The organism is Roseivirga sp. (genome assembly GCF_965216855.1).
Lineage (GTDB): Bacteria > Bacteroidota > Bacteroidia > Cytophagales > Cyclobacteriaceae > Roseivirga.
This window is the reverse complement of record NZ_OZ244204.1, coordinates 1,219,477-1,239,380: the sequence shown is the minus strand read 5'-3', so window position 1 is coordinate 1,239,380 and position 19,904 is coordinate 1,219,477. Positions and strand designations below refer to the sequence as shown.

Below are 19,904 nucleotides of genomic sequence, written 5' to 3'. Positions count from 1 at the left end.
TAAAAGGTCTTTCCGGCTATTAGTAACCCAAAGTCTTCAGCATGGTCTCTTCTACCTGCTCTTCGGCAAATACGCGATTCACCAGATTACCATTTTCATCATGGTCAATGAGCACGTGCTTTGGTGCCGGAATCAGACAATGCTGAATACCACCATAGCCACCCAGTGATTCCTGATAAGCCCCGGTATGGAAGAAGCCCACATACAGATTTTCATCTTCTTCAATCAGCGGAAGGAACACCTCTGAAGTATGGGCTTCTGAGTTGTAGTAGTCCATACTATCGCAGGTTAAACCACCCATGTTCACCTTATGGAATGGATGATCCCATTTGCTGATGGCCAATAGAATGTATTTCTGATTCAGGCCCCAGGCATCAGGTAAATGAGTAATGAAAGATCCATCGATCATATACCAAAGCTCCTTGTCGTTTTGAAGCTTCTGATCCAGAATTGAGTAAATGTGAGCACCGCTTTCACCTACCGTGAAGCTGCCAAACTCAGTGACAATGTTTGGAGTCGGTACATTGTTCTTGTTACAGATCCATTGAATGTTTTCAACGATTTGTTCCACCATGTACTCATAGTCGTACTCGAAAGTGAGTGAGGTTTTGATAGGGAATCCACCACCAATATCTACAGTGTCGAGAGAAGGGCAAATCTTCTTCAGCTCGCAATACTTGTACATAAAGCGGCTCAACTCACTCCAGTAGTAGGCGGTGTCTTTAATGCCGGTATTAATAAAGAAGTGCAGCATTTTGAGCGTGGCCTTACTGCCTTCAATCTGTTCTTTGTAGTAATCCTTAATGTCTCCGTATCGGATTCCCAGCCTTGAAGTATAGAACTCAAAGTTTGGTTCTTCATCAGCAGCTACTCTGATGCCTACCTTAAAGTCATCTTTGATATGCTCTTTGTAGTAGTCCAGCTCATTCAGGTTGTCCAGAATAGGAACGCAGTTGTTGAAACCGTCATTAATGAGCTCGCTAATGTATTGCGTGTAAAGCGGTCTTTTGAATCCGTTACAGATCACCAGGGTGTTTTTGTCGATCTTGCCTTTCTTGTGCAGGCTGCGAATAATCGGAATATCGAAAGCAGAAGAGGTTTCAATCTGACAACCATTTTCAATAACCTTATCTAAAACAAAGCTGAAGTGATTCGACTTGGTGCAATAACAATAGGTATAGGTTCCCTCATACTTATGCTTCTTCATGGCTTTTTCAAACCAGGATTTTGCACTCTGAATGTTCTGAGAAATCTTGGGTAAGTAGGTGATTCTTAAAGGGGTACCATGTTCCTTGATGATTTCTTTAAGTGGTATATCATGAAACTCCAGGTACTTACCATTCACTTTAAATTCTTTGGTGGGAAATTCAAATGTCTGGTCAATCAGGTCGTAGTAGCTCTTCATTTATATGCCTTGTCTATAGATAATTCGCAAAGATTAAAACAAATTGTGAATTGCAAATCAGCTCTAAATTAAAAAACATAATAGAATTTACAGCAGTTGAATTTGCGAGTCGAATATTAAGCGAAATGATGAGAAATTAGCATTTTTGCAAACAACTGATAAAGATCGTTTTATGTCGAATACACCCATAACCTCATTCATAGAAAAACACTATCGCCATTTTAATGCAGCAGCCCTGGTCGATGCGGCCAAAGGTTACAAGCTTCACCTGTCAGAAGGTGGAAAAATGATGGTCACTCTGGCCGGTGCCATGAGTACCGCTGAGCTGGGAATGAGTCTGGCTGAAATGATTCGTCAGGATAAAATCGATATTATTTCATGTACCGGGGCTAACCTGGAAGAAGATATCATGAACCTGGTGGCACACTCTCACTACGAAAGAGTGCCTAACTACCGCGACCTGACTCCAAAAGAGGAGTGGGCATTACTCGAAAGAGGATTGAACCGGGTGACTGATACCTGTATTCCTGAGGAAGAGGCTTTCCGAAGGTTGCAGAAGCATATCCATTTCCAATGGAAGAAGGCTGAAGATGCCGGTGAAAGATATTTCCCGCATGAGTATATGTACAAAATGTTGCTTTCAGGAGATCTGGAGCAATACTACGAGATAGACCCTAAGAATAGCTGGATGTTGGCTGCTGCCGAAAAGAACCTGCCTATCGTGGTACCCGGATGGGAAGACTCTACCATGGGTAACATCTTTGCCTCTTACTGCATTAAAGGAGAATTGAAGGCTTCAACCATGAAGTCAGGTATTGAATACATGACCTGGTTGGCAGACTGGTACAAAAATAATTCAAGTGGAAAGGGTGTTGGTTTCTTCCAGATTGGTGGAGGTATTGCCGGTGACTTCCCGATTTGTGTTGTACCCATGATGTATCAGGATTTGGAAATGCATGACATTCCGTTCTGGAGCTATTTCTGCCAGATCTCTGATTCTACCACCAGTTATGGGTCTTATTCAGGGGCAGTGCCGAACGAAAAGATCACTTGGGGTAAACTCGATATCGATACACCAAAATATATTGTGGAGTCCGATGCCACTATTGTGGCTCCATTAATGTTCGCCTACATATTGGGCTGGTAACAAAATTTGAAATATGAGGAAGATAAGGCTAGTCGAGGTCCGTTCAGAAATTGCAGCGGGCACGAGAGGCGCTAGCATGGGGATTGATGCGATGAAAATCGCCAGCATTAAAAGGCATTCCAATTTTTTCATGCGCTTTGAACCTGTGAGTATACAGGACGAGAACAGATTACTTTTTGGCGATCCGCAATTCCAGTTTGCCAAGTATGCCGAAGGTGTTTATACCATGGTAGACAGGGTATGCAACACCATTGCCGATTTGCGTGAAAACGGACTGTTTCCCATTGTACTGGCAGGAGATCACTCTACTGCAGCCGGAACAATTTGCGGCATTAAAAAGGCTGATCCCGATAAGCGGCTGGGTGTAATCTGGATAGACGCTCATGCCGATTTTCATTCGCCTTACACCACTCCATCCGGAAATATGCATGGTATGCCACTGGCTATGGTGACCGGAATGGATAATGAGGAATGTGAGGAGAATGATGTGGAAGAAGAAACCGAGGCCATTTGGGAGAAGATTAAACAAATTGGTGGAAACGGACCAAAGATCGACCCTAAAGACATTGTGTTCATTGGGGTAAGAGATACCGAAAAGCCTGAAGACCATCTCATCGATAAATATGAAATCAGGAATTTTTCAACCGAAGAAGTCAATCACAAGGGAGTGAAGAAAGTGGCTAAAGAAGCCCTGAAACTTCTGAAGGAATGTGATCAGATTTACATCTCTTTTGATGTGGATAGCCTGGACACTTCCGTCTCAACCGGTACAGGTACCCCTGTTCCTAACGGACTTAAAAAAGAGCAGGCCTTCGAACTAAATCGCGAACTGATCAAAGATAAAAGGGTTTGTTGTTGGGAAATTGTAGAGGTGAACCCAACTTTGGACACTGAAAACAAGATGGCAGAACACGCCTTCGAAATATTAGAGGCTACAACCGATTCATTGATCGAGAATTTCTAAAAATGGAACAAAAAATTAAACAGGGCATTTCCGAAGCACTTAAGTCATTGTATGCACATGACCTGGCGGCTGACGACATAGCACTACAACCTACCCGAAAAGATTTTGAGGGAACCTATACCTACGTCACCTTTCCATTGGCCAGAATTTCGAGGAAGAGCCCTGAGCAAACCGGAGAGGAGATTGGCCGGTTTTTGGTTGATCATACTTCGGTAGTTAGCGCATTCAATACAGTGAAGGGCTTTTTGAACCTGTCTATTTCCGAAACTTCACAGGTACAGCAGTTTGCCGACTTGTTCAATGGGACAGAGATTAGTCAGTCTCCTGTTTTCGATATCCCGTCTACCGGAAAGACAGTGGTGGTAGAGTATTCTTCTCCCAACACCAACAAACCATTGCACCTCGGACACCTGAGAAATAACTTCCTGGGTAATTCTGTGGCCCGCATTCTGGAAGCAGCCGGTAATACAGTAAAGAAAGTACAGATCATTAATGATCGCGGAATTCACATCTGTAAGTCCATGCTGGCCTGGCAGAAATTCGGAGAAGGTGAAACGCCTGAATCATCCGGAATCAAAGGAGACCACCTGGTAGGTAAATATTATGTGGCTTTTGATAAAGCCTACAAGGCAGAAATTGCTGAGATGGTGAGTCAGGGAGTAGCACAGGAAAAGGCCGAAAAGGAAGCTCCAATCTTATTGGAAGCTCAGGAAATGCTTAGAAAGTGGGAAGAGAAAGACCCTGAAGTTTATGCCCTTTGGGAGAAAATGAACGGCTGGGTGTATGATGGGTTCAATGCCACTTATGAGCGAATGGGAGTCGATTTCGATAAGCTATATTACGAGAGTGATACCTACCTGATCGGAAGAGATCGTGTGCTGGAAGGGCTTGAGAAGGGCGTATTCTTTAAGAAGGAAGATGGCTCTGTCTGGGTAGACCTGACTGATGAAGGCTTAGACGAGAAACTACTCCTGAGAAAGGATGGTACCTCAGTCTATATGACTCAGGATATCGGAACCGCACTCATGCGTTTCGATGATTTCCCGGGACTCAGTCAATTGATCTACACGGTAGGGAATGAGCAGGAATACCATTTCAAAGTCTTGTTCCTGATCCTTAAGAAATTGGGTTATGAGTGGGCAGATGCCTGCTATCACCTTTCATACGGTATGGTAGACCTGCCAACCGGAAAAATGAAATCCAGAGAAGGGACCGTAGTTGATGCCGATGATCTGATTCAGGAAATGGTAGATACTGCCAAGGCCAGAACAGAAGAGTTGGGCAAAATTGATGGATTCACACCAGAGCAGGCATCGGATCTTTATGAGAAACTGGCGCTGGGAGCTGTTAAGTATTACCTGATGAAGGTAGATCCGCGCAGAAGAATGCTCTTCAATCCGGAAGAATCTATTGAATTCCAGGGAAATACCGGTCCATTTATTCAATACACTTATGCCCGAATCAGCTCTATTCAGAGAAAAGCAGAGCAACTGGGACTGTCGATTGAAGGAATTAATTTCGATGGTGTTAAGGAAATTCATCAGACGGAAAAAGACCTGATTTTCTCAATCGGTCAGTACAGAGATAAACTACAAACAGCTGCAGAATCATATTCACCGGCTGTTATTGCTCAGTACGTTTACGATCTGGCCAAGGAATATAACCGCTTCTATGCTGAACTCTCCATTTTCAATGAAGACGATCAGACATTGATGCAGTTCAGAATTGCTCTCTCTGCCCTTACTGCAGAAACAATACGCAAATGCATGCAGTTATTGGGAATTGAAGTACCAGACAGAATGTAAAATGAAATACCTGAGCCTGATTCTCTTATTATTCATCCCCCTAAAATCTAACGACATGAGTTTTTATGACTTCGAATTGAAAGGAATAGATGGTAAAGCAGTAGACCTGAATATGTATAAAGGTAAGAAGGTGCTCATTGTGAATGTAGCTTCCAAATGCGGTTACACACCACAATATGAAGACCTTCAAAACCTGCATGAGCAGTTCGGCAAAGATGTCGCAGTATTAGGTTTTCCTGCCAATAATTTTGGAGGGCAGGAGCCAGGAAGCAATGAAGATATTGTCGCCTTTTGTGAGGCCAACTATGGGGTAACTTTCCAGATGTTTGAGAAAATATCGGTAGTGGGTAGCGACAGGCATCCGCTTTATACCTGGCTTGAAGAGCAAAGCGGAGAAAAACCAAACTGGAACTTTTGCAAATACCTTTTGAATGAAAAGGGTGAAGTCATTGGTTTCTACCCATCATCAGTTAATCCTCTGGACGAGCAAATCACCGGTCAGCTATAGCATGAAAAAGTGGCTTGAAGCTTTTCGATTACGCACCCTTCCGCTGGCATTAGCATCCATTGGTATGGGAGCTTTTTTAGCTGCTGCTTCAGGTCATTTCGACTGGGCTGTTTTTGGCCTTTGTGCCTTAACCACCATTTTCTTACAGGTATTATCTAATCTGGCCAACGACTATGGTGACTCTATTCACGGAGCTGATAGCGCGGAGCGCACTGGTCCGCAGAGAGCAGTGCAAAGCGGAGCCATTAGTCAGTCAGCTATGCTAAGGGCAATTATCATCTGCTCCATTCTATCTCTGGCCAGCGGTATTGGTCTGATCCTTCAGGCTTTTGGAGGTTTTGGTGAAGTGTTCTGGTATTTCCTGGGTTTGGGAGGGTTGAGCATATTGGCTGCTATTACCTACACAGCAGGGAAAAAGCCTTATGGCTATGCTGGTCTGGGCGATATCAGCGTCATGATATTTTTTGGCCTTGTGGCCGTAATGGGCAGTGCCTATCTCTATGAACAAAGTATCAACTGGCTATATATACTTCCATCTGTCAGTGTAGGACTATTTTCGGTAGCTGTTCTGAACGTTAACAATATCAGAGACATTGAATCAGATAAGAAGGCGGGTAAGAAATCTGTACCGGTAAGAATAGGGAGGAAGTCAGCTGTTATCTACCATTGGACCCTTTTGATTATCGGACTGCTGTGCTCGGTAGTCTTTATTGTTTTGAACTTTGAAAGACCCCAGCAACTCTTGTTCTTGTTGGTTTGTCCTTTATTTTTCATCAATGCCAGAGCTGTTAAGATCTATACCCGATCTGAGGAGTTAGATCCGTTCCTCAAACAGATGGCATTAAGTACTTTACTATTTGTTGTACTATTCGGAGTCGGCCAACTTATTTGACCAACTATTGTTTCAGAACTTGGCAATTTTCTTTTCGCTTAGTATTTTTAAATATCTCAAGACAAAGTATGAGTTCTCGGAAATCTACCCACATAGACCTGCAATGCCAATTTTGCCAATCAAGAGGTGAAAGTCATTTTTCAGAATTGCCCCAAGATGATTTAGAAGTACTTTCTTCTCATAAGTCTTGTGTTGCCTACAAGAAAGGACAAACCCTGTTCTATGAAGGTACGCGTCCGATGGGTGTATTCTGTATCAACCATGGTAAGGTAAAGGTGTATAAAATGGGATCTAATGGTAAGGAGCAGATTCTGTTCATTGCTAAGCCTGGCGATTTCCTGGGTTACAGGTCACTGTTGAGCGAGGAATTCTATGGTGCCAGTGGTACCGTTCTGGAACAAGCCGCCATCTGCTTTATCCCTAAGAGTGACTTTATTACTATCCTGAACAGAAACCCTGCCTTTTTCCAGAAGTTGATGAAAGCGGTATGTCAGGAACTGGGCATTATGGAAGAAAAGCTGGCCCAGCTGGCTCAAAAATCAGTGAGAGAGAGACTGGCTGCCACCATCATTATGCTGAAAGAAACCTACGGTATGGAAGGAGAAGGTAGTGATGTAATCGATATAGCCCTCTCCAGAGAAGATCTGGCCAACATTGTAGGAACCGCCACAGAAACTGTAATCAGGCTGCTTTCTGAGTTTAAATCTGATGGTCTTATCGGGCTGAAGGGCAAGAAGATTCAGGTGCTTGATCCTCAGCGTTTAATACACGAAGCTGACTTCTATGCCTAAACATGATTTTAATCATGTTTTAATCTGATAGCCATCAATCGAGTCATTTGTACTCCAACATACCTTTGATTACCAATTAAAGTCAAAGGTCGTGAAACATATCATTCTCTTAGCTACAGCCAATCAGACCGGTTTGATGCCCTTTCTCGAAAGGAGTGAAAAGCTGTTGCATACATCCTATCAAAAGTATTTCAAGGCTTTTTCCCTGGAAGAGGTATTTGGACTGAAGCCTGTTTCGGTTGTTGCTGGTCAGGAAGGTAGCTTCGATCAGTTAGTCTCAAAGGTTGAAAACGAAATCAAGTTAGAGCAATACGGTAAAGAGCATGGTTACACCATCGACTTATTGAGAGGTTTAGAGAATGAGACCACTTTAATGAGTCAGACCAGTGTGGCAGACCTGATGATTATTGAGATGGGCAACCTTAAGAAAGGCCATTCTCTGGAATCACTGAAGAACCTGATCGATCAAAGTGCCTGCCCCGTGTTATTGCTGCCGCAGAACTTTAAGGTTGAGTGTATGGTAGTGACGTTAGAGGGCAATCAGCAAACGGTTAGAATGGTAAAGAGTCTGCTCAAGCTTTTCGCTGAAGAGTTTAGAGACCTTCCACTTTCGTTACTCATGATTGAACCAGAAGATGAATTGGAAATTCAAAAAGAGAGGGTGCTGGTCAACTACCTCAAACTTCATTTTAAAAATATGGGTGCTCAACATATGTATGATGAACCACTGACCAGCCTTTTCAAGTATGTTCAAAATGAGTGTCAAAACCCTTTGGTTATAGTCGACCCGGAACTGGGTAATGAACTGCTCGATTGTACCGAGTTATTCGAAACTCAATTGTTCAATCATCCTATATTTATCTACAAAGATTAGGCATGTCGCAGATCCTGTTGAAAGAAGAAACGAAGTGCTATCACTGCGGAGATGACTGTTACAAAGGGCGGATCACCTCTAATGATAAAGACTTCTGCTGTACAGGCTGTAAAACAGTCTATGAGATTCTTTCAGAGAATGAACTGTGCGACTACTATACCCTGGAATCTAACCCGGGTGTGACCCAAAAGAATAAATCGGCACTTTTCGACTTTCTCGACAATGAGGAAATCGTGAGGTCTGTACTGGAGTTCAGTGACGGAAAGCATGAGCGAGTAACCCTTGCCATTCCGAATATTCACTGTAGCAGCTGTATCTGGCTTCTGGAGCATCTGGAAAGAATGAACCCCGGGGTGATTGATTCTAAAGTAGACTTTAGCCAGAGGAGGCTGACAGTTCATTACAACCGGGAACAAATCAGTCTGAGAACACTGGCTGAACTCCTCGACAGTATTGGTTATACCCCTGTTTTTAACCTGGAAAAGAAAGAGGAGGCTGATTCAGTTTATCAGAAATTCGATAAGCAACTCCTCATTAAGATGGGAATTGCCGGATTCTGTTTTGGTAACGTTATGTTGCTCAGCTTTCCCCATTACCTGGGAATTACCGAGCTGGAGTATAACTATCAGACCTTCTTCCGATGGTTGAATGCCGTACTCGCTTTACCAGTGATGTTCTACAGCGGTTGGGACTACTTTGTGTCGGCTTTCAAATCACTTAAGCAGAAATACGCTAATATAGATGTGCCGATCGCATTGGGGCTGAGTGTTCTTTTCATCAGAAGTTTTTACGAGGTAGCCAGCGATACGGGTTCAGGATACTTCGATTCGCTGGTGGGGCTGGTTTTCTTTTTGCTCATTGGCAAATGGTTTCAGAACAGAACCTATCAGGCCCTCTCTTTCGACAGAGATTATAAGAGCTACTTCCCCCTGGCAGTGCTAAAGCTGATCGGCAAAGACTACAAGCCTATTATTGTGAATGATCTGGATAAGGGGGATGAAATATTGATTCGAAATGCTGAATTGATTCCGGCAGATTCCATCCTGATTGATGACCAGGCCTTCATAGATTACAGTTTTGTGACCGGAGAAGCTGAGCCTGTAGAGAAACACAAGGGACAGTATATCTATGCCGGAGGAAGAATAGCAGGAAAACAGGCCAGGTTTATCATACAGAAACCGGTATCTCAAAGCTATCTGACCTCACTATGGAATGAAGAAGGCTATCAGGGTAAGGAAAAAGGTCTGAAACTCATCGATAAAGTCAGCCAGTATTTTACAATTGCCATTGTGCTCATTGCAGTGGGTGCGGCTATTTTCTGGCAGTTGGCCGATGCTTCGAAAGTATGGCTGGTCTTTACCTCAGTGCTGATCATTGCCTGTCCCTGTGCACTGGCACTTTCAACCCCTTTCACTCATGGAAGTATTCTCAGGGTTCTAGGAAAGCATCACCTCTTCCTTAAAAATGCCGATGTTATTGAAGAGCTTCAGAAGATTGATACCATCATCTTCGACAAGACCGGAACCATTACCGATCCCAACGCTAAGCACATTGAATTCGAAGGAGAACCATTGACGGATGCTGAGGCTTCTTTGGTCACAGCAGCTGTGTCGAGCAGTACCCACCCGCTGAGTCGCTATGTCAAAGACTATTTAATGGCAGTGCCTGATGTCTATCAGATAGAGTCATTCGAGGAGATTACGGGTAAAGGTATTGTGGCTCGCGTAAGTGGGGTAGAGGTGAAGTTGGGTTCAGCGGCATTTCTTGGACTTCCGCCTGAGTCTGAAGTTAAGTCCGGCGCAGTTTACCTGAAAATAGGCGGGGAAGTAAGAGGAGTCTTCAGAGTGAGCAATACCTATAGAATCGGTTTGCAGAAGGTAATCGCTGAGCTCTCAGAAGATCACCAGTTACAGTTGCTTTCAGGAGACAATGATCAGGAGAAAGCAGCATTGAAAGAGATATTCCCGGCAGGAACAGCCATGCACTTCGAACAAAAGCCTGATGACAAGCGACAGTGGGTGCAGACTCTTCAAAAGGAGGGCAAACATGTGATGATGTTTGGCGATGGCCTTAACGATGCGGGAGCTCTTAAGCAGAGTAATGTGGGGATTGCCATTACAGAAGATATTTCGGCATTCAGTCCGGCATGTGATGCCATTATGGATGCCAATGCTTTTAAGAAATTGGGGCAGTTATTGGCACTGAATACAGATGGAAAGCGCATTGTGGTAGCCAGTATGGTGATTTCCCTATTGTATAACCTGGGCGGAATCACCTTTGCGATAATGGGCATACTCACCCCATTGGTAGCAGCGATATTGATGCCACTCAGTAGTATTTCGGTAGTAGCGTTTACTACCACCATGGTCAGAATCAGGGCAAAAAGAAAAGGATTGTAAGATGTCAGTAATACTCATTCTAATCATAACCAGTATAGTTGTAGCCATCGTTTTTCTCGGTGCTTTCTACTGGGCTGTAAAATCAGGGCAATATGACGATACCTATTCCCCTTCGGTGAGGATGTTGTTTGAAGACAAGAAAAAGGAGAAGAAGCATGAGACCAAGTGAGCAGCAATTACTGAAGAAGTATGATGTGCCGGTGCCCAGATATACCAGTTACCCCACCGTACCAGACTGGCAAACCGATTCTTTTGATTTAGATAATTATCTAAACCTGGTGAAGGAATCATTTATCAGACATGGTCAGGAGGGGATCAGCCTCTACATACATTTACCCTATTGCGAAAGCCTTTGTACCTACTGTGGATGCAATACGCGCATTACGGTCAATCATGCCGTAGAGAAACCCTATATAGAAGCAGTCCTAAAAGAATGGTATCAATACATCAGCCTCTTCCAGGAAAGACCCATCATCAAAGAAATTCACCTGGGTGGAGGAACACCCACATTTTTTTCACCTGAATACCTGAGGTTGTTGATTGCAGGTTTGCTGGAATATGCAGACCTGTATCACAATTATGAATTCAGCTTTGAAGGCCATCCCGGTAACACCACTTATGAGCATTTGAAAGTATTGCATGAAGTAGGGTTCAGTCGGGTGAGCTTTGGTATACAGGATTTTGACGAGAAGGTGCAGGTGGCCATTAACCGAAGGCAGTCTTTCGAACAGGTAGAACAGGTCACCCGATGGGCCCGGGAAATTGGCTATAACTCTGTTAACTACGACCTGATCTATGGTTTGCCTTTTCAAACCCTCGACAGTATTCATAATACCATTGATTATGTGGCAGAGTTGATGCCCGATAGAATTGCCTATTATTCCTACGCCCATGTGCCATGGAAAAGGCCCGGACAAAGGGCTTATTCAGAAAAGGACCTGCCCAGTCAGGAAGAAAAGAGGGTATTGAACCAGTTCGGACAGGAACGACTCGTTCAACTGGGCTATCAACTAGTCGGCATGGACCATTTTGCCCTGCCTGACGACTCATTGATTGAGGCCATGCACAATGGAGAATTGCACCGAAACTTTATGGGGTATACTACAAACCCCGGCAAGCTACTCATTGGTCTTGGCGTATCATCTATTTCAGATATTCACATAGCCTATGCACAGAATGTAAAGAGTGTTGAAGGTTATATGGAGAAAGTGAATGCCGGTGTACTTCCGGTTTTCAAAGGACATCAGATGACTGAGGAGGATATCCAAACTAAGGCACAAATTCTTAATGTGGCCTGTCAGAAATACTTCGATCTGGAGAGTGTAAGTGAAACCGCTTTACCAGCTATTGAGGAATTAATAGCTGATGGCCTTTTAGATATACAAGGCGGCTATTGTGTTGTAACGGAAACAGGTAATCAGTACCTGCGCAATGTTTGTTCCATCTTCGACCCAAACTTTGCCAAAGTGAGAGAAGGGAAAGTCTTTAGCCAGGCGGTGTAGACTTTCCCTCTCAATTCCTTACTTAATATAGTAGCTCATACCCAAACCGAAAGAAGACAGATTGAGGTTGAGGTTGAAAGTGTTAGCCACTTGTTCCGTGTTACCTATGTCAGTCTTGTTCCGTTGATATCCCAGATTACCCAGGTTCATTTCCAGCGCAAAACGATCTGATAAGAAATAGGTCATTCCAGGAGCTAACTGCAATGACATGATAGAACTATCGCCTGTTTCAACACCGTTTAGTTCAGACTTCGCTGAACCAAAAGAGAGGGAGGGTTGCAGATACAGATAGAGATTCTCAACAACATTCTTATGGAATCTGGCATAAGCCCCTATTTGAAAGCCATTGGATTTCTGCTCAACAATGCTGGCCAGGTTGGGGTCAAATACATCGTTGTTTACAGAAGTAATGGTGCTGATCAGACCAATGGCGGTGTTGTCACTGACAAACCAACCTGCTCTGGGGGCAAAGTTGAAAATGTTTCTGTTGTTGCCATCAACTTCAGTGGTATTGAAACCAAGTGTTCCACCCAGCTGGATATTACCTTTTTGAATTTGAGCATTCGCTACCGTAGCGAAGAAGAGCATCATGAGGATTACTGTTATTTTTTTCATGTTTTTGAGTTTTGTTTGGCGCTTTTCGCCCAAATACAGTGCCATAGAGGGTGTGGGAAGTCTATTTATTTGGATCTCAGTGAGTTGTAAAAAAGTCTTGTCTTAGATCTTTATCCATGTTGTTTTAAAAGCGAACATAGACTGTTTAGTTTAGGAGCAATTTGAAAAGTACAACTCTGAAGATGGTAAGGAGGAACTGTGTGCTATGGAATTGATTCTATTAAAAAAAGTAGGGGAAGCCATTAAGCTTTTTCAATAGACTTCCCCCATTAAATTTAAAGTATAAAGCTTACGCCTAAACTCATTGTTGCCGGATTAATACTAAATGAAGTAGTAGACCTTTCTAGATTACCTTCCTCACTTTTGTCGTAAATAAAACCCAGAGTAGTTAAATCCATTGAGATTTTATCTGATACGAAATAAGAAAAGCCGGGCCTTACCCCAATAGAGAATGAAGAAGTGTCTACTCCTGCAGCAGTCTCACCCGTACCCAGCACAAATTGTGGTTGAGCAAAGAAGTAAAACCGATCGGCAATAGACTTATAGAATCTGCCGAACACACCATAATTGAAATTGGTACTTCTCGCATTTGAGTTGCCAAAAGACTGATAGCCAAGTATTACACCTAAGCTGGTTTTGTCTGATAGAAACAGCCCTGCCTGTGGTACAATAGTGAAGACATTGGTTTCATTACCTCCGGTTTCGTTGCGCGTATAGCCAAAGTTTCCGGTAAGTTGAATCTTCCCTTTCTCAATTTGTGCATTAGCGGTTGCTGCTACTAAAGTAAGTAGCATGATTAGAGTGATTTTTTTCATGATTTTGAGTTTAATGTTTATATGCTTTATAGACAGGTTACATCTACGAAAGGTTTAGTTCATCAGGTTATTATGATGTTAATGGTTGTATGAGGGTGTCGATGGTACGGTATTTCAACTATTCTACCGCCTGCGAAAGGAAATGATGGTGGCTGTTTGTTGACTTTAAGCCTGTAAACAGACACTTTTTATATGCCATCCTCAGAACATGATTTAAATCAGTTTTTTACCTGTTTGCCATCAGGTCACAGTCTTGGTCACTCCGCTACCTTCGAAACTAATTATTGATTAACCCAAGCTGTGACTATGGAACTGGAACAATTCAAGTATGACAACAAGATTGTGAAGTACTTTGCGATAGCTACCGTTGTATTCGGAGTTGTCGGAATGTTAGTGGGTTTATTAATAGCTACTCAGCTATTTCTACCCCAACTCAACCTCGGTATTCAATACACCACATTTGGCCGTTTGAGACCACTGCATACCAATGCAGTGATTTTTGCTTTTGTGGGGAATGCCATGTTTGCCGGAGTTTATTACTCTATGCAACGCCTGCTCAAAACCAGAATGTTCAGCGATATGCTGAGTTGGATTCATTTCTGGGGATGGCAATTAATTATTGTAGCTGCGGCTATTACACTTCCTCTGGGGCTCACTACTTCTAAAGAGTATGCCGAGCTGGAGTGGCCAATCGATATTGCCATTACCCTCATTTGGGTGGTGTTCGGTATCAATATGATTGGTACTATTCTCAAGAGGAGAGAGCGGCACATGTATGTGGCCATTTGGTTCTACATTGCCACTTTCGTTACGGTAGCAGTACTGCACGTAGTGAACTCGTTCGAGATTCCTGTTACATTATTTAAGAGTTACTCCTGGTATGCCGGGGTACAGGATGCACTGGTGCAATGGTGGTATGGACACAATGCAGTGGCATTCTTCCTGACGACACCGTTCCTGGGGCTCATGTATTACTATTTGCCTAAGGCAGCCAACAGACCGGTTTACTCTTATAAACTGTCAATTATTCACTTCTGGTCGCTCATATTTATCTATATCTGGGCTGGCCCTCACCACTTACTCTATACTTCATTACCAGACTGGGCACAATCGCTCGGAACAGTATTCTCCATTATGCTGATTGCTCCTTCCTGGGGTGGTATGCTCAACGGACTGCTGACACTTCGCGGTGCCTGGGACAGGGTACGTGAAGATCCGGTATTGAAGTTTATGGTGGTGGCAGTTACCGCTTATGGTATGTCTACCCTGGAAGGACCGCTCCTTTCAATCAAAAGTATTAACGCCATAGCCCACTATACTGACTGGATTATTGCTCACGTTCACGTAGGTGGTTTGGGATGGAATGGATTCCTCACCTTTGGTATGCTCTACTGGTTGGTGCCTAAGATGTGGGGAACCAAGCTCTTCTCTACCAAAATGGCAAACACCCACTTCTGGTTAGGTACACTCGGTATCATTGTCTATGTATTACCCATGTATACCTCAGGTGTAGTGCAGAGTTTGATGTGGAAAAACTTCAACGCTGAAGGATTCCTTGAGTACCCTAACTTCCTTGAAACAGTAACTCAGATTGTGCCTATGTACATGATGAGGGCCATTGGTGGTTTGCTATACTTCTCAGGAGTCATTATTATGGTGGTGAACCTGGTGAAAACAGCAAAACAGGGAAAATTCATTGCCGAAGAAGCTGCAGAAGCTCCGGCTCTGGAGAAAAAGAAGAAGGTTGTTGGAGGACACTGGCACAGTGTACTCGAAAGAAAACCGGTATTCTTTACCGTGTTGACCTTGGTAGCGATTCTGATTGGTGGAGTTGTTGAGATGGTACCAACCTTCCTCATCAAGTCTAACATACCAACCATTGCCAGTGTACAACCTTATACACCGCTTGAATTACATGGTCGTGATATTTACATTAGAGAAGGCTGTAACAACTGTCACTCTCAAATGGTGAGACCATTCCGTTCAGAGACGGTCCGTTACAAAGGAGAATATTCCAAAGCGGGTGAGTTTGTATATGATCACCCATTCCTATGGGGATCCAAACGTACCGGTCCGGATTTACATCGAGTAGGGGGCTTGTATAATGACGGATGGCACCTGGGCCACATGTTTGACCCTACCTCTACCTCTCCGGGCTCCATTATGCCACCTTACCCCTGGTTGTATAAGCAGCAGATTGATCCTGGCAAGACAGCCGGCAAGATCAAAGCACTGAGAACGGTTGGGGTACCTTATGAAGAAGGTTATGAAGAAACCGCCAATGCGGATCTTAAGACTCAGGCCGAAGCCATTCTGAACAATCTGAAAACAGATGTCAGTAGTAAGCAGGTAATGGAATCTATTGAGTATGAGACAGAAACACGAATTACGGAGACCTCTGAGATCATAGCATTGATTGCTTACCTGCAACGATTGGGTACAGATATTAAAGCAGAAACCACAGCAAATAAGTAAGCCATGTTTAAGTATTATTTCGAACAAGTACATAATGTAGAAGTCTGGCCGATTATTTCGCTGATCATCTTCTTTGTCTTCTTTGTGGGATTGATAGGTTATGTGTGGATGATGCGAAAAGACTATGTGGAGCACATGGAAGAGCTGCCTTTGTCAGACGATGAACTCAGTGAATTTAAGTCTCAAGATTAAAAATCATACCCATGAATATTATTAGAAAATTCAAACATAAAACTTCTGCCCTTATGGTAGCCATTTTAATGCTTTTGGGTACGAAGACTTACGCACAAAGTGCCAATGGGGCAGGTATTGGTCAGGATACGATGTTATACATCACTTTCGGGCTGGTATTCCTGGTGTCTGTTTTGGTGCTGATTGTAGCCATCTATGTGTTGCAACTGCTGAAAGCCTTCATCAGAAAGGAAATGACAGCCGAACAACTGGCCAGATATGAAGCTGAACCAAGCTGGTATGCTAAACTCTGGGCACGCTGGAATGACTTCAAGCCTATGGAGGAAGAGGAGGAATTGCTACTCGATCATGATTATGATGGTATTAAAGAGTTAGACAATCATTTGCCACCCTGGTGGAAGGGTTTGTTCTACGTAACCATTGTGTATGCGGTAGTTTACCTGCTTATATTCCACGTTTTCAAAACAGCACCACTTCAGGAAGAGCGCTATGAAAGAGAGATTGCTGCAGCTGAGGCATTAAAAGCCAATCAGGCAGCAGATATAGTGGTCGATTTCGATGAGAATACAGTCACGGCAACCACTGAGTCTGTAGAGCTGGCCGATGGTCAGAAGTTCTTCGAGTCGCAATGTGCGGTTTGCCACAAACAAGATGGTGGTGGCTTGGCCGGTCCTAACCTGACTGATAAATACTGGAAGCATGGAGGAAGCATCTCTGATATTTACAAGACCATTAAAAACGGTGTTCCAAACACTGCAATGATGTCCTGGGAAAATCAGCTGAATCCGATCAGGATCAGAAATGTAGCCTCATACGTGCTTAGTCTGCAGGGAACCAATCCTCCTGGCGCATTGCCTCCTGATGGAGAGCTATACGAACCGGAGAATTAATATGAGAACTGAGTCCCGGTGAAATTCATCGGGACTTTAACTAAGCCTTGATATGGATCAGGAAAAAATCAAAGAACTCTATAACTACGATGAGCAGTATCGGGATACGATTGCTACAGTAGATGAGAAGGGAAAGCGAGTATGGCTCTTCCCAAAAAAGCCGAAAGGTCGATATCATAACAAAAGGATTGTGGTCTCCATCATTCTTTTGTCTATACTTTTTGCTGGACCATTCATTAAAATTGGTGGCGAGCCGTTTCTGTTGCTGAATATTTTCGAGCGGAAATTTTCCATCCTCGGAGCTGTATTCTGGCCACAGGACTTTTTTATTCTGGCGCTGATCGCCATCAGCTTTTTCGTTTTTATCATTTTGTTTACGGTCGTCTTTGGCCGTATTTGGTGTGGCTGGGCTTGTCCCCAGACATTGTTTATGGAGATGGTATTCCGCAAGATCGAATACTGGATTGATGGTGATGCAGGTCAGCAGCGCAAGCTGAAAAACATGCCCTGGAATGCTGAGAAGATCCGTAAGCGATTGCTGAAACACGGTATCTTCATGCTCATCGCAATATTGATCGGACATACCATGATGGCCTACCTCATCGGTATTGAGCAGGTAAAGGAGATTGTCTCACAACCTCCCTCGGAACACCTGGCCGGATTTCTGGGACTCATTGCTTTCAGTGGTATTTTCTATGCTGTTTTTGCCTACCTCAGGGAACAGGCTTGTGTAACTATATGTCCTTACGGAAGACTTCAGGGAGTCCTTTTGGTGAAAGATTCCATTGCGGTCATGTACGATTGGTTGCGAGGTGAGCCCCGGGGCCGAATGAAGAAAAATGAAGACCGTGGCGTTAAAGGAGATTGCATAGACTGTAAACTTTGTGTGCATGTCTGCCCAACCGGAATAGACATCAGAAACGGAACTCAGTTGGAATGCGTGAACTGTACAGCCTGTATAGATGCCTGTGATGATGTGATGACCAAGATCGGTAAACCGACAGGACTGATCAGGCCTACTTCTTACAGTGCCATAGCTGAGGGGCGCAAGAAAATCTTTACCCCTCGTGTAGCAGGTTATACCGGTGTACTCATTGTGTTAATGACCTTGCTGACTGTATTTGTAAGCGGCAGATCCGAGGTAGAAGCTACCATTTTACGCATGCCGGGCATGATGTATCAGAAACTGGACAATGGTATGATTCAGAACATCTACAATATTCAGTTTGTGAATAAAACTTCTGAAAGCATTCAGTTAGATGTTTTGCTAAAGGACTGGGCCAACGGTACCATAGAAACGGTAGGCGATTCTTTGACCATTCTACCCGCCAAAGCAAAGCTGGATAAGGTGTTTATTGTCAAGCTTCCGGAAAGTGAGTTGAAGGAACGTAAGACAGAGATTCACCTGGAATTGAAGTCAGGAGAAATTCTGATTGATGATATTAAGACAAACTTTCTTGGACCTGCAAACTTTAAGAACGAATGAATTGGGGTAACAGAATCATATTAGCCTTTGTACTCTTTTTTGGAGTGGTATTTACCATGGTTTACATCAGTATGAATACTGAGTTTAGCCTGGTGGCTGATAATTACTACGAGCAGGAACTGGCCTATGAAGACCAGATCAATAGAATCAGAAATGTGAACAACCTGGCTGAAAAGCCTGAGTTCTCTATCGATAGAAGTGCGTTGAAGGTGTCCTTAAAGTTTCCTGAGGCTATTGCAGAAGGAATCAAAGAAGGAAAGGTGAAGTTTTACAGGTCAAGCAGTTCAAGACATGATCAGGAAACTGAGCTCCAACTCAATGAAGATATGGAGTATGTAAAGGATATTTCGCAGATGGTTACCGGAGCCTGGAAGATTCAACTTTTCTGGACCGATGGGGAAAAGGAGTACTATCAGGAAATTGAATTTGTAATCTGATGCTGTTGCTGTGGACTGGTTTTTTGTTCGGACTATTCGGCAGTATGCACTGCCTGGGTATGTGCGCGCCATTAATCTGGGCCTTGCCACAGCAAAAGGAAAAAAGGCTGGCCTGGTGGAGCAACAGGCTGGCCTATAATTTTGGAAGGGCCATTACCTATGCCTTTTTAGGTGTAATTATTGGCCTGATAGGAGAGACCATCTCTCTGGCTGGTTTTCAACAGTACCTTTCTATTGCCACTGGTGTGCTGATGATTGTTTTTCTGGTCACTACTAGAGGTAGAATTCCTCAGTCATTTGCCTTCAAACCCCTGAATCAATTGATTTTGAAAGTCAAGAAGAGCCTCGGTAAGCTCATTCAGGGCAATACATTCAGATCAAATGCCATGCTTGGTCTGTACAATGGTCTCCTTCCTTGTGGGTTGGTCTACATGGCCCTGATTGCTTCATTATCCATGTCTTCTTTAGGAGGTAGTGCTCTCTACATGGTCTTCTTTGGCTTAGGAACTTTTCCCATGATGCTGGCAGCTGCCTTGTTTGGGCATAGAATAAGAAACTGGAATCAGAAGGTTTTCACTCAATGGGTACCCCGTTTCATTTTTTTAGTAGCGATTCTTTTGATTTTCAGAGGGCTTAACCTGGGTATCCCTTACCTCAGTCCTCGTTTAGTCAGTAATAATGATATTGTTTTGTGCGAGACTCCTTAA

At 43.6% G+C, this 19,904-nt stretch carries 19 protein-coding genes; 16 read left to right on the top strand and 3 right to left on the bottom strand.

The features are described 5' to 3' along the window. Window positions 1-19: 19 nt before the first annotated feature. Window positions 20-1,405 carry an arginine decarboxylase gene (locus ACOOEY_RS05405; protein WP_420387654.1) on the bottom strand — a complete coding sequence of 462 codons (1,386 nt, stop codon included), beginning with the start codon at window positions 1,403-1,405 and terminating at the stop codon, window positions 20-22. 172 nt (window positions 1,406-1,577) lie between these two features. Between ACOOEY_RS05405 and ACOOEY_RS05400 the strand changes: the two genes are divergently transcribed. From ACOOEY_RS05400 to hemN, 10 genes are all read left to right on the top strand, one after another. Next, window positions 1,578-2,552: a deoxyhypusine synthase family protein gene (locus tag ACOOEY_RS05400; protein ID WP_420387653.1), complete on the top strand. Its 975-nt coding sequence runs from the start codon at window positions 1,578-1,580 to the stop codon at window positions 2,550-2,552. A 13-nt stretch (window positions 2,553-2,565) separates the two neighbouring features. Further along, entirely contained in the window at window positions 2,566-3,516 is a 951-nt protein-coding gene (rocF, locus tag ACOOEY_RS05395; RefSeq protein WP_420387652.1) for an arginase, read from the top strand. A gap of 2 nt (window positions 3,517-3,518) precedes the next feature. Next, entirely contained in the window at window positions 3,519-5,321 is a 1,803-nt protein-coding gene (gene argS, locus ACOOEY_RS05390) for an arginine--tRNA ligase (protein ID WP_420387651.1), read from the top strand. Between the two features lies 1 nt (window position 5,322). Continuing rightward, a complete protein-coding gene (locus ACOOEY_RS05385) occupies window positions 5,323-5,829 on the top strand; it encodes a glutathione peroxidase (protein ID WP_420387650.1) in 507 nt (168 codons plus the stop codon). A 1-nt stretch (window position 5,830) separates the two neighbouring features. After that, entirely contained in the window at window positions 5,831-6,721 is an 891-nt protein-coding gene (locus ACOOEY_RS05380; protein WP_420387649.1) for a 1,4-dihydroxy-2-naphthoate polyprenyltransferase, read from the top strand. A 146-nt stretch (window positions 6,722-6,867) separates the two neighbouring features. Further along, on the top strand, window positions 6,868-7,512 hold the full coding sequence (locus ACOOEY_RS05375) for a Crp/Fnr family transcriptional regulator (protein WP_420387648.1): 645 nt from the start codon (window positions 6,868-6,870) through the stop codon (window positions 7,510-7,512). A 91-nt stretch (window positions 7,513-7,603) separates the two neighbouring features. Beyond that, window positions 7,604-8,386 carry a hypothetical protein gene (locus ACOOEY_RS05370; protein WP_420387647.1) on the top strand — a complete coding sequence of 261 codons (783 nt, stop codon included), beginning with the start codon at window positions 7,604-7,606 and terminating at the stop codon, window positions 8,384-8,386. Between the two features lie 2 nt (window positions 8,387-8,388). Continuing rightward, a complete protein-coding gene (locus tag ACOOEY_RS05365) occupies window positions 8,389-10,785 on the top strand; it encodes a heavy metal translocating P-type ATPase (RefSeq protein WP_420387646.1) in 2,397 nt (798 codons plus the stop codon). A 1-nt stretch (window position 10,786) separates the two neighbouring features. Next, the gene (gene ccoS / locus ACOOEY_RS05360) at window positions 10,787-10,954 is read left to right on the top strand and encodes a cbb3-type cytochrome oxidase assembly protein CcoS (protein WP_420387645.1); all 168 of its coding nucleotides are present in this window, start codon (window positions 10,787-10,789) and stop codon (window positions 10,952-10,954) included. Continuing rightward, entirely contained in the window at window positions 10,941-12,287 is a 1,347-nt protein-coding gene (gene hemN, locus ACOOEY_RS05355; RefSeq protein ID WP_420387644.1) for an oxygen-independent coproporphyrinogen III oxidase, read from the top strand. The genes ccoS and hemN overlap by 14 nt, the downstream gene beginning before the upstream one ends. 18 nt (window positions 12,288-12,305) lie before the next feature. Here hemN and ACOOEY_RS05350 read toward each other — a convergent pair whose 3' ends face one another. Both ACOOEY_RS05350 and ACOOEY_RS05345 read right to left on the bottom strand, forming a co-directional pair. Then, on the bottom strand, window positions 12,306-12,902 hold the full coding sequence (locus tag ACOOEY_RS05350; RefSeq protein ID WP_420387643.1) for an outer membrane beta-barrel protein: 597 nt from the start codon (window positions 12,900-12,902) through the stop codon (window positions 12,306-12,308). 275 nt (window positions 12,903-13,177) lie between these two features. Further along, a complete protein-coding gene (locus ACOOEY_RS05345; RefSeq protein ID WP_420387642.1) occupies window positions 13,178-13,717 on the bottom strand; it encodes a hypothetical protein in 540 nt (179 codons plus the stop codon). A gap of 306 nt (window positions 13,718-14,023) precedes the next feature. Here ACOOEY_RS05345 and ccoN point away from each other — a divergent pair, with 306 nt between their 5' ends. Genes ccoN through ACOOEY_RS05315 form a run of 6 tightly spaced genes read left to right on the top strand, consistent with a single transcriptional unit; the run spans window position 14,024 to window position 19,904 of the window. After that, entirely contained in the window at window positions 14,024-16,192 is a 2,169-nt protein-coding gene (gene ccoN / locus ACOOEY_RS05340; protein ID WP_420387641.1) for a cytochrome-c oxidase, cbb3-type subunit I, read from the top strand. Between the two features lie 3 nt (window positions 16,193-16,195). Further along, window positions 16,196-16,384: a hypothetical protein gene (locus ACOOEY_RS05335; protein ID WP_420387640.1), complete on the top strand. Its 189-nt coding sequence runs from the start codon at window positions 16,196-16,198 to the stop codon at window positions 16,382-16,384. A gap of 11 nt (window positions 16,385-16,395) precedes the next feature. After that, window positions 16,396-17,274, top strand: a complete 879-nt coding sequence (locus ACOOEY_RS05330) for a cbb3-type cytochrome c oxidase N-terminal domain-containing protein (RefSeq protein WP_420387639.1) — start codon at window positions 16,396-16,398, stop codon at window positions 17,272-17,274. 52 nt (window positions 17,275-17,326) lie between these two features. After that, window positions 17,327-18,760, top strand: coding sequence for a cytochrome c oxidase accessory protein CcoG (ccoG, locus tag ACOOEY_RS05325; RefSeq protein WP_420387638.1), 1,434 nt, complete (start codon window positions 17,327-17,329; stop codon window positions 18,758-18,760). Then, window positions 18,757-19,197, top strand: a complete 441-nt coding sequence (locus ACOOEY_RS05320; RefSeq protein WP_420387637.1) for a FixH family protein — start codon at window positions 18,757-18,759, stop codon at window positions 19,195-19,197. The genes ccoG and ACOOEY_RS05320 overlap by 4 nt, the downstream gene beginning before the upstream one ends. Beyond that, window positions 19,197-19,904: a sulfite exporter TauE/SafE family protein gene (locus ACOOEY_RS05315; RefSeq protein ID WP_420387636.1), complete on the top strand. Its 708-nt coding sequence runs from the start codon at window positions 19,197-19,199 to the stop codon at window positions 19,902-19,904. The genes ACOOEY_RS05320 and ACOOEY_RS05315 overlap by 1 nt, the downstream gene beginning before the upstream one ends.

Bases quoted from the DNA above. Each gene is read 5' to 3' on its own strand.
- ACOOEY_RS05405 (WP_420387654.1), bottom strand. From the start codon at position 1,405: ATGAAGAGCTACTACGACCTGATTGACCAGACATTTGAATTTCCCACC.
- ACOOEY_RS05400 (WP_420387653.1), top strand. From the start codon at position 1,578: ATGTCGAATACACCCATAACCTCATTCATAGAAAAACACTATCGCCAT.
- rocF (WP_420387652.1), top strand. From the start codon at position 2,566: ATGAGGAAGATAAGGCTAGTCGAGGTCCGTTCAGAAATTGCAGCGGGC.
- argS (WP_420387651.1), top strand. From the start codon at position 3,519: ATGGAACAAAAAATTAAACAGGGCATTTCCGAAGCACTTAAGTCATTG.
- ACOOEY_RS05385 (WP_420387650.1), top strand. From the start codon at position 5,323: ATGAAATACCTGAGCCTGATTCTCTTATTATTCATCCCCCTAAAATCT.
- ACOOEY_RS05380 (WP_420387649.1), top strand. From the start codon at position 5,831: ATGAAAAAGTGGCTTGAAGCTTTTCGATTACGCACCCTTCCGCTGGCA.
- ACOOEY_RS05365 (WP_420387646.1), top strand. From the start codon at position 8,389: ATGTCGCAGATCCTGTTGAAAGAAGAAACGAAGTGCTATCACTGCGGA.
- ccoS (WP_420387645.1), top strand. From the start codon at position 10,787: ATGTCAGTAATACTCATTCTAATCATAACCAGTATAGTTGTAGCCATC.
- hemN (WP_420387644.1), top strand. From the start codon at position 10,941: ATGAGACCAAGTGAGCAGCAATTACTGAAGAAGTATGATGTGCCGGTG.
- ACOOEY_RS05350 (WP_420387643.1), bottom strand. From the start codon at position 12,902: ATGAAAAAAATAACAGTAATCCTCATGATGCTCTTCTTCGCTACGGTA.
- ACOOEY_RS05345 (WP_420387642.1), bottom strand. From the start codon at position 13,717: ATGAAAAAAATCACTCTAATCATGCTACTTACTTTAGTAGCAGCAACC.
- ccoN (WP_420387641.1), top strand. From the start codon at position 14,024: ATGGAACTGGAACAATTCAAGTATGACAACAAGATTGTGAAGTACTTT.
- ACOOEY_RS05335 (WP_420387640.1), top strand. From the start codon at position 16,196: ATGTTTAAGTATTATTTCGAACAAGTACATAATGTAGAAGTCTGGCCG.
- ACOOEY_RS05330 (WP_420387639.1), top strand. From the start codon at position 16,396: ATGAATATTATTAGAAAATTCAAACATAAAACTTCTGCCCTTATGGTA.
- ccoG (WP_420387638.1), top strand. From the start codon at position 17,327: ATGGATCAGGAAAAAATCAAAGAACTCTATAACTACGATGAGCAGTAT.
- ACOOEY_RS05320 (WP_420387637.1), top strand. From the start codon at position 18,757: ATGAATTGGGGTAACAGAATCATATTAGCCTTTGTACTCTTTTTTGGA.
- ACOOEY_RS05315 (WP_420387636.1), top strand. From the start codon at position 19,197: ATGCTGTTGCTGTGGACTGGTTTTTTGTTCGGACTATTCGGCAGTATG.